This window comes from Micromonospora sp. RV43 (assembly GCF_001029515.1).
GTDB classification, from domain to species: domain Bacteria; phylum Actinomycetota; class Actinomycetes; order Mycobacteriales; family Micromonosporaceae; genus Micromonospora; species Micromonospora aurantiaca.
This window is the reverse complement of the sequence record NZ_LEKG01000206.1, coordinates 1-12,784: the sequence shown is the minus strand read 5'-3', so window position 1 is coordinate 12,784 and position 12,784 is coordinate 1. Positions and strand designations below refer to the sequence as shown.

General features: G+C 72.9%; 11 protein-coding genes. 4 read left to right on the top strand and 7 right to left on the bottom strand.

Annotation, left to right across the window (positions count from 1 at the left end; genetic code table 11):
• Positions 1-7: 7 nt before the first annotated feature.
• From ABD52_RS32840 to ABD52_RS32820, 5 genes are all read right to left on the bottom strand, one after another.
• Entirely contained in the window at positions 8-1,078 is a 1,071-nt protein-coding gene (locus tag ABD52_RS32840) for a PIN domain-containing protein (protein WP_013286170.1), read from the bottom strand.
• A 35-nt stretch (positions 1,079-1,113) separates the two neighbouring features.
• Positions 1,114-1,338 (bottom strand): hypothetical protein, encoded by a 225-nt coding sequence (locus ABD52_RS32835; protein WP_013286169.1) that lies wholly within the window; start codon positions 1,336-1,338, stop codon positions 1,114-1,116.
• Between the two features lie 128 nt (positions 1,339-1,466).
• A complete protein-coding gene (locus ABD52_RS32830; protein ID WP_047894291.1) occupies positions 1,467-3,056 on the bottom strand; it encodes a DHA2 family efflux MFS transporter permease subunit in 1,590 nt (529 codons plus the stop codon).
• Between the two features lie 327 nt (positions 3,057-3,383).
• The gene (locus ABD52_RS32825) at positions 3,384-4,016 is read right to left on the bottom strand and encodes a DUF305 domain-containing protein (RefSeq protein WP_047894290.1); all 633 of its coding nucleotides are present in this window, start codon (positions 4,014-4,016) and stop codon (positions 3,384-3,386) included.
• The gene (locus tag ABD52_RS32820) at positions 4,001-4,750 is read right to left on the bottom strand and encodes a lytic polysaccharide monooxygenase (RefSeq protein WP_013286166.1); all 750 of its coding nucleotides are present in this window, start codon (positions 4,748-4,750) and stop codon (positions 4,001-4,003) included. The genes ABD52_RS32825 and ABD52_RS32820 overlap by 16 nt, the downstream gene beginning before the upstream one ends.
• Before the next feature lie 241 nt (positions 4,751-4,991).
• Here ABD52_RS32820 and ABD52_RS32815 point away from each other — a divergent pair, with 241 nt between their 5' ends.
• Positions 4,992-7,049: a cellulose binding domain-containing protein gene (locus ABD52_RS32815; protein ID WP_047894289.1), complete on the top strand. Its 2,058-nt coding sequence runs from the start codon at positions 4,992-4,994 to the stop codon at positions 7,047-7,049.
• Between the two features lie 7 nt (positions 7,050-7,056).
• Here the strand turns inward: ABD52_RS32815 and ABD52_RS32810 are convergent, their stop codons facing one another.
• Positions 7,057-7,899 (bottom strand): phosphatase PAP2 family protein, encoded by an 843-nt coding sequence (locus ABD52_RS32810; protein WP_047894288.1) that lies wholly within the window; start codon positions 7,897-7,899, stop codon positions 7,057-7,059.
• A gap of 74 nt (positions 7,900-7,973) precedes the next feature.
• Positions 7,974-9,614, bottom strand: coding sequence for an MDR family MFS transporter (locus tag ABD52_RS32805; protein ID WP_047894287.1), 1,641 nt, complete (start codon positions 9,612-9,614; stop codon positions 7,974-7,976).
• A 122-nt stretch (positions 9,615-9,736) separates the two neighbouring features.
• Between ABD52_RS32805 and ABD52_RS32800 the strand changes: the two genes are divergently transcribed.
• From ABD52_RS32800 to ABD52_RS32790, 3 genes are all read left to right on the top strand, one after another.
• On the top strand, positions 9,737-10,327 hold the full coding sequence (locus ABD52_RS32800; RefSeq protein ID WP_013286162.1) for a TetR/AcrR family transcriptional regulator: 591 nt from the start codon (positions 9,737-9,739) through the stop codon (positions 10,325-10,327).
• Positions 10,328-10,407: 80 nt separating this feature from the next.
• On the top strand, positions 10,408-11,739 hold the full coding sequence (locus ABD52_RS32795; RefSeq protein ID WP_047894286.1) for a low temperature requirement protein A: 1,332 nt from the start codon (positions 10,408-10,410) through the stop codon (positions 11,737-11,739).
• Between the two features lie 21 nt (positions 11,740-11,760).
• A partial coding sequence (locus ABD52_RS32790; RefSeq protein WP_047894285.1) for an SRPBCC domain-containing protein occupies positions 11,761-12,784 on the top strand: 1,024 nt, incomplete at its 3' end.

The following is a 12,784-nucleotide window of genomic DNA, read 5'->3' as shown; positions in this document are numbered from 1 at the left end:
GAGTGGGTCAGGGGGTCTGGGGAGTGAGGAGGTAGTCGCCGTCGTCCGGGCTCCAGCGCAACTCCACCGCGCCGCCCGTCGCGGCGGCCTTGCAGAACTGGAGGAAGCTGCGGTAGCCGAGCTTCTTCTCGCTGAAGTCGGGCCGGGCGCGCCGGAGCTGGTCCTTCAGCCCGGACAGCGCCACCGCTCCGCCGTCCGCGGCGAGGTCCACCACCACGGAGCGGAGCAGCCCGAACGCGACCTCCCGGTCGCCCTGCTCGGGAAGTGACACCTCCGGGTCGCCCTTGGCGGGCCCGGCGGCCAGCTCCACCACGTTGTGCGCCGCGAGGTGGCGCAGCAGTTCCCCGAAGGTCCGGAAGCCGTAGTCGGACTCGCTGAACGTGGGATCCTTGCGGAGCAGGGCGCGCTTGAGCGCGGAGGCGGTCACGTCGCCGCTGGAACTGCCCTGCATGCCGGCCACTGTCTGCACGAGCTGCACGGCGAGCGTGTCGACGTCCCGCGCCGACTCCTCCTCGGCCGCGGTCACCACCACGGGCTCGGGCGCCGGCTCCGCCGGTGAGGGCCGGGCCGGGCGCGAGCGGCGGGCGGCCGGTGGCGGTACGTCCACGCCTTCGAGGCGGTCGTAGTAGAGGAACTCGTCGCAGGCCGGCGGCAGCAGCGCGGAGGTGGACTTCTCCACCCCGACGCCGATCACCCGCTTGTTGAGTTCGCGCAGCTTGTGCACGAGCGGGGTGAAGTCGCTGTCCCCGGTGCAGATCACGAACGTGGAGATGTAGCCGCGCTCGAACGCCAGCTCGACCGCGTCCACCGCCATCTTGATGTCGGCGGCGTTCTTGCGCGAGGCGCCCATCCGCTGCGGGATCTCGATCAGCTCGACGTGTGAACGGGTGAGCATGCGCCGGTCCTCGTCGAAGTACGACCAGTCCGCGTACGCCCGGCGTACCACCACGCGTCCCCGCTCGGCGAGCGCGTCGGCGATCGGCCGGAAGTCGAACGGGCGGCCGCCGTGATGGTCCCGTACGCCCAGGGCGAGGTTCTCGTAGTCGAGGAACAGCGCGATGCGATCTTCGTGATCCACGGTGGCAGCCTAGCCCGGCCGGAACGCCGGACCGGTCAGCGCCGTTCGTCGCGGTAGACGGTCTCGCGGCGGGCCACCCGCTGGATCGCGTAGCTGGTCACCAGCAGCAACAGCGCGAGTACCACCTCGACGCCCGCGACCGTGCCGGTGGCGACGGTGAGGCCGAGCAGCAGCAGGATCAGCCCGACGACGGCGAGCAGGCCCGCCAGCAGCAGCCGGTTACGCCGTCGCGCCGACCGCTGCGCGTCGTCTGCGCTCACGCTGGCCCGCCTTCCTCCGGTTCCGCCTCCGATCCTAGGCGCCGGCCGTCGCCGGGGTGGCGGATCGCGGCGCCGGAAACGGCCCGGGGCCGGACGCTTCTGCGTCCGGCCCCGGGTCACGGCGGCGGTCAGTGGATCGGGACCGGCACCTGACGCTTGTCCTCGCCCGGGTCGCCGTCGAGCAGGTGCGAGGGCTCGCGGCGGCGGGGCAGGAACGCGGCCGGAATGAAGGTCAGCAGCACCAGACCGAAGGCGACCCAGAACGTGGTGGAGAAGGAGTTCGCCGCGTAGTCGAGCCCGCGCTCGATCAGCGACGGCGGCACCGGGAACTGCTGGATCAGCTCGGGCTGCTGCTGGGAGGCGATGGCGAGCTGGGCCTCGGTCAGCGGGGCGCCGGTGGCCGGGTCGGTGACGCCGGGGATCGGCCGGGAGCCGTTCAGCTCGCTGGTGAGGATGACCGACATGACCGCGGCGCCGACCGAGCCGCCGATCTGCTGGAGGATGTTGACGAGCGTGGAGCCGCGCGCCACCTCCGCCGCGCTGAGCGTCTTCAGCGCCGAGGTCATGATCGGCATCATCGTGCCGCCCATGCCGAGGCCCATCACGAACAGCGAGCCGCAGAGCAGCCAGTACGACGTGTCGGTGCCGAGCTGGGTGAAGGTGAAGAACCCGGCGGCGATGAGCACGAGCGCGAACGGCACCGTCCGGCCGACCGGCACGCGGTCGGCGAGCATGCCGGCGATCGGCATGGTCAGCATCGCGCCGATGCCCTGCGGCGCGATCAGCAGGCCCGCGGTCAGCGTCGTCTCGCCGCGCACCTGGAGGAAGTAGCTGGGGAACAGCAGGCCCGCGCCCATGAACGCGATGATGAACACGAACATGGTGACGGTGGCGATGGTCAGGTTGCGGTTGCGGAACAGCCGCAGGTCGAGCAGCGGGTGCCGGGGCCGGAACGAGTAGAGCACGAAGGCGACCACGAGCGCGCCGCCGGCGAGCATCGGCAGCCAGACCTTGGTGTCGGCGACGGTGCCGGTCTCGGGCAGCGTGGAGATGCCGTAGAGGAACAGCGCCAGACCCGGCGAGAGCATGAGCATGCCGAGGAAGTCGAACGACTCGGACGGCTCGGCGTTGTCCTTGGGCAGGGCGAGCTGGGCGTAGACCAGGGCGACCACGCCGATCGGCAGGTTGATCAGGAAGATCCAGTGCCAGCTCGCGACGTCGATCAGCCAGCCGCCGAGGATCGGGCCGGTGATCGGGCCGAGCAGCATCGGGATGCCGAGCACGGCCATCAGGCGGCCGATGCGGTGCGGGCCGGCGGCCCGGGTCATGATCGTCATGCCGAGCGGCATGAGCATGCCGCCGCCGAGGCCCTGGATCACCCGCCAGGCGATCAGCTCGCCGATCGAGTCGGCCGTGGCGCACAGCCCCGAGCCGATGGTGAACAACGCCAACGCCACCATGTAGAGGCGTTTCGTGCCGAACCGGTCGGCGGCCCAGCCGCTGAGCGGGATCACCGTGGCGAGCGCGAGCGTGTAGCCGGTCATGGTCCACGCGACGCGGGCGTACGTGGCGTCGAACTCGCTCTGGAACGTCGGCAGCGCCACGCTGACGACTGTCACGTCGAGGATCGACATGATCGCACCGAGCACGACGACGCCGGCCACCTTGAGTACGGCGGCGTCGAGCTTCGTCGACGTCGCGACGGGTTGCTGGGTCACTGACGGTCTCCTGGATCCGGTCCGGCACTGGGTGTCGGCGGCGGCGCCGCGCGCCGTCTGCGGAGCGCGGGCGGAACGCGCGGCGGGGCGGCGTCCGGGCGACAGCGTAGCCATGACCTGGGACGAGGCGCGGCCGGTTTTGCCGACGGGAGAACCGCGGCGGCACGCGAACCGGCCGCGCCGCCGGCGCCGATCTGCTCCGGCGGCTCGCGGAAAGGGCTGGTGCGCGCCGATTCGCCGCTCTTGTCGAGCCGGTCACCGCCGGCGACGACCGTGACGAAGGTCATGCCCCGTCCGGGCAGCTCCGGCGCTTCGGCACGCCGCCGATCAGCCCAGGCCGGCCATCAGGTCGACCTCGGCCGTACGCGAACGGTCGATGCGGCGGGCGAGGTCGCGTACCCGCTCGCTGGTCCCGGCGGCGACCTGGGCGCGGGCCAGGTCGGCCGCGGTGCGCTGGTGCCGGCTGAGCACGTCGAGCAGCACCCGGTCGGCGTCGGCGGGCGCGGCGGCGCGCAGCCGGGCCAGTCCGGCGGCGGCCTCGCTGTGGCCGGAGTGGTCGTGCCGGGCGGCCGCGGCGGCGGCCGACGGGCCGGCCTCGCGCAGCCAGCCGCGCATGGTGGCCAGTTCGTCGGTCTCGGTGGCCCGGACGGCGGCGATCAGCGTGCGGATCTGCGGGTCGGTGGCCCGGTCGAGGCCGAGCCGGACGATCTCCAGCGTCTGCTCGGTGTGCGCCACCATCATGGCCAGGAACAGCGCGTCGATCCCGCTGACAGTGGCGTCCGCGCCGGCCGGGACCGAGGTCGTGGCGGACGGGACCGGCGGGGACGGATCGGCGGCCGGTGGGCCGCCGCACCCGGGCAGGGCCAGCGCCACGCCGAGCAGGGCCGCGGCGGACGCGCGGCGGAGCCGGGGACCGGCCGGCTCCGCCACGCGGGTACGCGGGCTCAGATCTGCTGCCACAGCGCCGGTACGTTCGGCGGTTCCCAGCCGGCGATGGCGGTGTGCGCCTGGCGGCAGCGGTAGCTACGGCCGTCGTAGGTGACCGTGTCACCGACCTGGTACGCCCGCCCGGCGGTCCACGTGCCGCCCGGTGCCGGGGTGCTGGTCCGGGTGGGCGTGGGCGAGGGCGCGGGCGTGGTGGGCGCCGCCGTCGGGGTGGGCGGCGGGGTCGGGTTGCCGCCTCCGCCGCCGATCTGGAGGTCGACGCAGGAGTAGAACGCGTTGGCGGTGTCGGAGATGTTCCAGATGGCGAGCAGCTTCTGCCGGCCGGAGAAGCCGCCGAGGTTGACGGTGTGCGACACGGTCGCGCCGGGCTGGCGGCCACCGCCGTCGACCACGGCGACCCGCGTGCCGCCGATCCAGTACTCCCAGTTGGCGGTGGCGTGCCGGGCCGTGTTGACCCAGGTGAACGTGACGGTGCTGCCGACCGATGTGGCCGGCCAGTTGCGGCTGTCGTCGTTGAGCACCGCGAACTGGGCGATGCCGGCGTGGCAGCTGCGCAGGCCCTTGGGGCCCTCGACGCTCTGCGGCTCGTACTTGATCTGACCGCAGTCGGGCACCCGGTTCTGCGCGCAGAGCGCCTGCCGGCTGGGCGGCGAGGAGACGTAGCCGTGGGCCTGCGCGGGCGCGGCGAGCGCCAGCGTCCCGGTGACGGCACCGGCGGTGAGCAGCGGGAGGGTGATTCTTCGGCGCATGGTGGCAACTCCTTCGGGGGGAACGGAAGGTGCCCCGAACATAAATTAAACATTGTTAACAGTAAAGACTCCTGTCTATAAATTAAGCCCTGCACTCCCCCGCGCCGGGCGTATGATCCTCATCGATGGCTCGCCGCGCGGAGCCGATCGTCGTTCGTGGGCACCCGTCGCCGTCGCGGCTCCGGGAGGACGACGCAGACCGGGCATCGCCTCGTCGTCCCACTCCGAAGGACACCCCCGCATGAGGAGAACCACCGCGTTCGCGGCCAGCCTGCTGCTGCTCGCCACCGCGCTCAGCACCGTCGGCGGGCCGGTCGCCGCCGCCGACCCCACCGACCCGGTCACCGTCACCGTCAACACCCGCGCCGGGCTGGCCACCGTCCCGGCCACCGCGCTCGGCGTCAACCACGCCATCTGGGACTCGCAGCTCGGCAGCGCCGAGACGTCCGACCTGCTCAAGGCCGCGGGCGTGAAGATGCTGCGCTACCCCGGCGGCTCGTACGCCGACATCTACCACTGGGAGACGCACACCGCGCCCGGCGGCTACGTCGCACCGAACACCGACTTCGACACGTTCATGGCCAGCGCCCGCCGCGTCGGCGCCGAGCCGATGATCATCGCGAACTACGGCACCGGCACGCCCGCCGAGGCGGCGGCGTGGGTCCGCTACGCCAACGTCACCAAGGGCTACGGCGCCAAGTGGTGGACCGTCGGCAACGAGAACTACGGCAACGGCCACTACGGCTCGGCCTGGGAGGCCGACGACCACCCGGACAAGAGCGCCTCCCAGTACGCGCGGCTGGTGGTCGAGTACGCCGACGCGATGAAGACGGTCGACCCGAGCATCAAGGTCGGCGCGGTGCTCACCATGCCCGGCAACTGGCCGGACGGCATCACCGCCGGATCGGATCCGGGGCCGTGGAACCAGACCGTGCTGTCCATCGCCGGCCCGAAGATCGACTTCGTGGACGTGCACTGGTACCCGGGCGGCAGCGCCGCCGACTCACTGGCCCGCACCAGCCACCTGCCCGACGCGGCCTGGCTGCTGCGCCAGCAGATCGCCCGGTACGCCGGCCCCGGCGCGGACCGGATCGGGATCAGCTTCACCGAGCTGAACGTGGACGCCGGCCGCACCACCGCGCCGGGCGCGCTGTTCCTGGCCGACGCCTACAGCGGCCTGCTGGAGCAGGGCGTGTTCACGGTGCAGTGGTGGAACGTGCACAACGGCATCGGCACCGTCTCCGAGGTGGCCGGGCAGACCGACTACGGCGACTTCGGGCTGCTCTCCAGCGGCAACTGCACCAGCGACGGCGAGGTGTGCCAGCCGGCGTTCAACACCCCGTTCGCGCCGTACCACGCGTTGTCCATGATGAACCTGTTCGTCCGGCCCGGTGACCAGCTCGTCCGCGCCGGGACCGACCAGCCGCTGGTCGCCGCGCACGCGGTCCGCCGGCCGGACGGCAGCGTCGCGGTCCTGCTGCTCAACAAGGATCCGGACAACGCGTACCCGGTGGCGCTCGACTACGCCGGGTTCACCCCAGTCGACGAGGCACCGACCGTGCACACGTTCACCAACGGCGCGACCGGGATCAGCACCGCCCGCTCCGGCAGCGCGGCCGCGCGGACGCTGCCGCCGTACTCGCTGACCACGCTCGTGCTGCGACCGGCCGGCAGCTCGGCCGGGCGGCCCGGCGCCCCGGGCCGGCCGACGGCGAGCACGGTGACCGACCGCGCGGCGACCATCTCCTGGCCGGCGGCCACGCCCGGCGGATCCCCGATCGCCAAGTACGAGGTGCACCGCCAGTACGGCGCGGTGAGCGAGCAGCTCGGCGAGACCGCCGGCACCTCGCTCACAGTGGGCAACCTCGAACCGGGCGCCCGCTACACGGTCAACGTGCTGGCCCGGGACACCGCCGGGCGGGTCTCGTGGTCGTCGCCGCCGCTGACGTTCGCCACCGGCAGCCCCGCCGAGAGCTCCTGCGCGGTGCGGTTCGACGACGACAACGACTGGGGCAACGGGTACGTGGCGAACGTCGAGGTGATCAACGCGGGTGCGAAGGCCGTCGACGGCTGGACGCTCACCTGGACCTGGCCGACCGCCTGGCAGCAGGTGAGCAGCGGGTGGAGCGCCACCTGGGACCAGCAGGGCCGCAACGTCCGGGTGACGCCGACCGCCGACAACCGGCGGCTCGCCGCCGACGGCGGGAGCACGACTGTGGGCTTCGTCGGCGCGTACAGCGGACCGAACGTGCCGGTGGGTGCGTTCCGCCTCAACGGCACGGTCTGCACGCTGCGCTGAGGGGCGGTCAGCCCCGGCCGGGTGGCCGCAGCCGCACGTCGGCCGCCGCCGGGACCTTCGGGTTCCGGCGGCGGCCGGCCCGGCGCGGCGCCGGCACCACGTGCGGGCGCAGCGGTCCGGGCGGCAGCGTGGGCAGGTCCGGTGCGGGTGTCGGCAGCACGGCCAGGATCACCACGAGAAGCACCACCGCGACGACGCCGTCGAGCCAGTAGTGGTTGCCGGTGACCACCACCACGAGCGCGGTCACCAGCGGATGAAGCAGCCAGAGCCAGCGGCGGCGTCCGGTGGTGACCGCCATCAGCGCCACCGCGATCGCCAGCGCCCAGCCCACGTGCAGCGACGGCATGGCCGCGTACTGGTTGCTCAGCTGGTCGGTGTCGGGAGGTCCGTAGACGCTCGGCCCGAACCGGGTGCCGGTGTCGACCAGCCCGGTGAGCGCGGTCAGCCGTGGCGGCGCGAGCGGGACGCAGACGTGCAGCACCAGCGCGACCGCGGTGAGCGCTGCCAGGGCCCGCCGCAGCCGCACGTAGTGGGCCGGGCGGCGCAGCCAGAGCCAGACGAGGCAGAGCACTGTGGCCGGGAAGTGCACGTAGGCGTAGTAGGAGTTGGCCACCCGCACCAGCAGATCGTGCGCCAGCAGCGGTCCCTGCACGAGCGTCTCGTCGGGCAGGCGCAGCAACCGCTCCAGCCGCCAGACCCACTCGCCGTTGGCCAGGGCCACCTCGGCGTGCCCGGCCACCACCTGCCGGCCCGCCTTGTAGGCCAGGAAGAGCACAGCGACGAGCGCCAGCTCGCGCGCGGCCCGCTGCCATGCGGCGAGGCGGGCGTGCGCGGTCCGCGTGACGTCCACGGCTCCTCCTTCGGTTCGTCCCCGCATGGACCAGGGCCGCCGCCGGGGTCGGCGACGGCCCTGGGGGTACGGGCTCAGCGGCGGGCGCGTTCCTCCCGGCCGGCCGAGTCCACGCTCACCTCGTCGAAGGCGGGCGCGCCGTCGACGGCGTCCGCTCCCACCGCCACCGAACGGCCGGTGTCCGGCAGGTCGAGGCTGGAACGCAGGGTGACCGGGCGCAGCAGCAGCGCCGCAACGATACCGACCACCGCGATGGCGGCCGAGATCAGGAAGATGTGCCCCGTTGCGTCCCCGTACGCGGCCCGCACGATCTGCCGGACCGGCTCGGGCAGCGCGTCGAGGTTGAGCGTGCTGCCGCCGCCCCCGCCGGAGGTGGGGATGCCGGCCGCGGCGAGGTCGTGTGTGATCCGGTCGCTGACCCGGCGGGCGAGCACCGCGCCGAGCACCGACACGCCGATGGTGCCGCCGAGCGAGCGGAAGAACGCGACGCTGGCGCTGGCCGCGCCGATGTCCTTGAGCGCGACGGTGTTCTGCACGGCGAGCACCAGGTTCTGCATGGTCATGCCGACGCCGACGCCGACGCCGAACATCGCGAGGCCGACGAAGACCAGCGAGGTCTCGTGGTCGATGGTGCCGAGCATGGCGAACCCGATGACCAGCACGACCGCCCCGAACACGATGTACGGCTTGATCTTCCCGGTGGCGGTGATCATCCGGCCGGCCACGATCGAGGAGATCAGCACACCGGCCATCATCGGGATGGTGAGCAGGCCGGCCTCGGTCGGGCTGTAGCCGCGGCCGATCTGGAAGTACTGGCCGAGGAAGACCGCGCCGCCGAACATGGCCATGCCGACCGCGAGGCTGCCGAGGATCGCCAGGGCGGTGGTGCGCTCGCGGACGATGTGCAGCGGCACCACCGGCTCGGCAGCCCGCGCCTCCACCCAGACGGCGAGCGCGAGCAACAGCACCGAGCCGCCGACCATGGCGCCGGTCTGCCAGGAGACCCAGGCGAAGGAGTCGTCGACGAACGAGATCCAGATCAGCAGCACGCTGACGCCGGCGGCGATGAGCGTCGCGCCCAGGTAGTCGATCTTGACATTGTCCCGGCGCACGGTGGGCAGGTTCAGGGTGATCTGCAGCAGGAACAGCGCGGCGGCCGCGACCGGTACGCCGACGAAGAAGCACCAGCGCCAGCCGAGCCAGGAGGTGTCCACGATCAGGCCGCCCAGCAGCGGGCCGCCGACCGTGGCCAGCGCCATGACGCCGCCCAGGTAGCCGTTGTAGCGGCCGCGCTCACGCGGCGGGATCATGGCCGCGATGGCGACCTGCACGAGCGCCTGGAGGCCGCCGACGCCGATGCCCTGGAACGCGCGGGCGGCGATGAGCTGCCCGGCGCTCTGCGCGAAGCCGGCCGCGACCGACCCGACCAGGAAGACCACGATGGCGATCTGGATCAGCAGCTTCTTGTTGAACAGGTCGGCCAGCTTGCCCCAGATCGGGGTGGTCGCGGTGGCGGTGAGCAGGGTGGCGGTGACCACCCAGGTGTACTGCGTCTGCGAGCCGTTGAGCGCGCCGATGATCTTCGGTAGGGCGGTCGAGACCACGGTGCTGCTCAGCATGGCCACGAAGAGCACCAGCAGCAGACCGCTGAGCGCCTCCAGCGTCTTCCGCTTGCTCATGGGGGCGGCCGCAGCCGTCGTGGTGGGTGCGCTCATGCGCGCGTCCTCCAGATGTGTCGATTTCGGGTGGCCGCTTCGTTGCCTCAAGCAATCAACACTAAACCTTGCCCGGCAGGCAAGTTTGCCCATTGAGAAATGGGTCACCTACGCTGGCCGTCATGGAGGAGTGCACCGGGCTGCGGGAGCGGAAGAAGGCGGCCACCCGCCTGGCGCTGCACGAGGCGGCGCTGTCCCTCGCCGTCGAGCACGGCCCCGACCGGATCACCGTCGAGGCGATCGCCGACGCCGCGAACGTCTCCCGGCGGACGTTCTCCAACTACTTCGGCGGCAAGGAGGAGGCCCTCTTTCACGGCGACACGCTGCGGTTGCGACGGCTCCTCAGGCTCGTCGCGGACCAACCGGCGGAGCTGTCGCCGTGGGCCGCGCTGACCCGGGCCGCCCTGGTCCAGGCCGAGGACGGCTACGACGATCCGGCCGAGCCCTGGCTCAACCGGCGTCGCCGGCTGCACGGCCACCCGAGCCTGGCCGCCCACCAGGTCGGCGCGTACGCGGCCCTGGAGCGGGAGATGGCCGCGGAGCTGGCCCGCCGGCTGACCGGACCGGACGCGGCGCTGCGGGCCCGGATCGTCGCCGCGACGTTCCTCGCGTCCCTGCGGATCGCCGCCCACGAGTGGCTGGAGCACCCGGGGCGGTCGTTGCGCGACGTGCTGCGCGACGTGCTCGCCCTGGCCGCCCCGGCGGCGGGCTGAGCGCGCGGCTTCCCCGTCGGACCGGTGGAATGGCCGGCGAAAGCGGCACCCGGCCTGACCTGGGCTGACACACTCGCCCGGTGGGTGGCGACCGGTGGCGCAAAGGGCTCGGGCCCGCGACCGGCGTCGCCCCCGCCACCCGGGTCGACCGGTTCGAGATCTTCTTCGACCTCGTCTTCGTGGTGTCCTTCTTCATCATCACGCGCGCCACCGCCGCGAACGTGACCCCGCGGCAACTGCTGCACGCGCTGCTGGTGCTCGCCGTGCTCTGGTGGTGCTGGGTGGTGCACAGCGCGGTCGCCGCCCGGCTGCGCCTCGGCGAGGGCTTCGTGCCGATACTCATGGTGGTCGGCATGATCGCGCTGTTCACGTTCGCGCTCGCACTGCCGCAGACCTTCGGCGACCTGGACAAGGGCAGCGCCGGCCCGATCCTGGTCACGATCAGCTACGTGGTGATCCGGTTCGTGCACACCGCCCTGTACTGGTACGCCACGCGCGACGACCCGCCGGCCCGGCGCAAGCTGCGGCTGTTCCTGCCGGAGGCGGTGATCTCGGCCGGCCTGCTGCTGGTGGCGGCGCTGCTGCCGCCGCGTGTGTCCCCGGAGGTCGGCCCGTGGCTGCGCGACGGGCTGTGGATCGCGGTGGTGGCCATCCAGTACAGCAGTGGCCTGCTGGCCGGCACCGACGGCTGGAAGATCACCTCGGCCGAGCACTGGACCGAGCGGTACGACCTCATCCTGATCATCGCGCTCGGCGAGTCGGTCATCTCGGTCGGCGTCGGCGGCAACCTGCTCGGCCAGCCCGTGACCTGGCCGGCGATCCCGGCGGCGATCTTCGGCATCCTGTTCACCGCGGCGCTCTGGTGGGCGCACTTCGACATGATCGGCCCGGCCGCCCGGATCGCGCTGCACGCCGCCCACGGCCCCGCGCGGGTGGCGCTGGCCCGCGACGCGTACGCCTATCTCTACCTGCCCATGATCGCCGGGGTGATCCTGTTCGCGATCGGCGCCGAGGAACTGGTCCGCATCGTCACCGACCCGGCGGGCGGCCCGATGGAGCGCGGCCACGGGCCGGCCGTGCCGCTGCTCTTCGGTGGCGTGCTCCTCTACCTCGCCGCCAACATGGCGTTCCAGTGGCGCGTGCTGCGGACGCTGTCCTGGTCCCGGGTCGGCACCGTGGTGCTGCTCGCCGTGGCGCTGCCGGTCGGCGGGCACCTGCCGGCGCTCGGGGCGCTGGGTCTGCTCACCGCCATCTGCGTGGCACTGGTGGCGGTCGAGCTGGTGATCTTCGCCGATTCCCGGGTCGCGTTGCGCCGGCTGATACACGAGGAGAAGGCCAGCGCCGAGGAGAGCGAGGCCGCCTGGCGGGCTCGCTGGCGCGACGACGGCGACAGTGCCCCGCACCGACCTTGACACAGGCCCTAGAGTCTCCGCGTGATCGAGATCGTCACCGAGGTCGACCTGTTCCACCCGCCCGGCCGGACCTGGCGGGCGCTCACGGAACGCGCGCTGCTGGCCAAGTGGTTCGCCGACAGCGCGCCCGGGTCCGACAGGTGGATCCTCGCCACCGCCGCGCTGCCCGGCTACGACGGCGACACCGAGGTGGAGACCGTCGAGCTGCGCGCGCCGGACCGGCTGGTGGTCCGCTGCCGGGAGACCGGCCGGGCCACCCGGCTCGCCTGCGACCTGACCCCCACCGCGCACGGCACCCGGCTGTCCGTGCGGGAGGTGCTCGAAGAGGGCGACTGGGACGCCGACGCCCGCGCCGAGCAGCACGAGCAGGCAGTCACCGGACGGCTGCCCGCGATCCTCGACTGGCTGGCGTTCCAGAACGTCGACCTGCGCCGCGCCGAGGGCGGACTGACCGCCGAACTGCCTGTGGTCCGGCTGCTCGGCGACGACAAGCGCCGTCCCGGGCGGCGCCGGGTGCTGCTGGCAGCCGGCACGGTGACGCTGATCGCCGCCGCGGCCGGGGCCGCGGTGTGGGCCACCGCCGACGAGCCGCCCGCGCCGGCCGCGCCGACGCCCACGACCTCGCTGGTGATGCCGTCCAGCGCCACGCCGTCGGCCCGGCCCACGACCGCGCGGCCCACGCCCAGTGCCAGCCGCCGCAGCGCGTCGCCCTCGCCGACGCCGTCACCCACCCCCAGCCGTACGCCGAGCGCGACGCCCTCGACGGTGGCGGCGGCACCGCTGACCGCCACCTACGAGACGGTCACCGACCGGGTCTTCGGCTACCGGGGCGAGGTGGTGCTGCGCAATCCCGGCCCGTCCCCGCGTCCGGGCTGGACGGTCACCGTGACGCTGCACGACGGCGCCACAGTGGGCAGTGTGAGCGGCGCCGAGGCCACCCAGGACGGCACCGTGGTCACGTTCACCGGTGGGGCGTTGCCGGGCGGCGACTCAGCCACCATCCGGTTCGACGTCCGCGACCCGGACCCCCAGCACGACTCCCCCG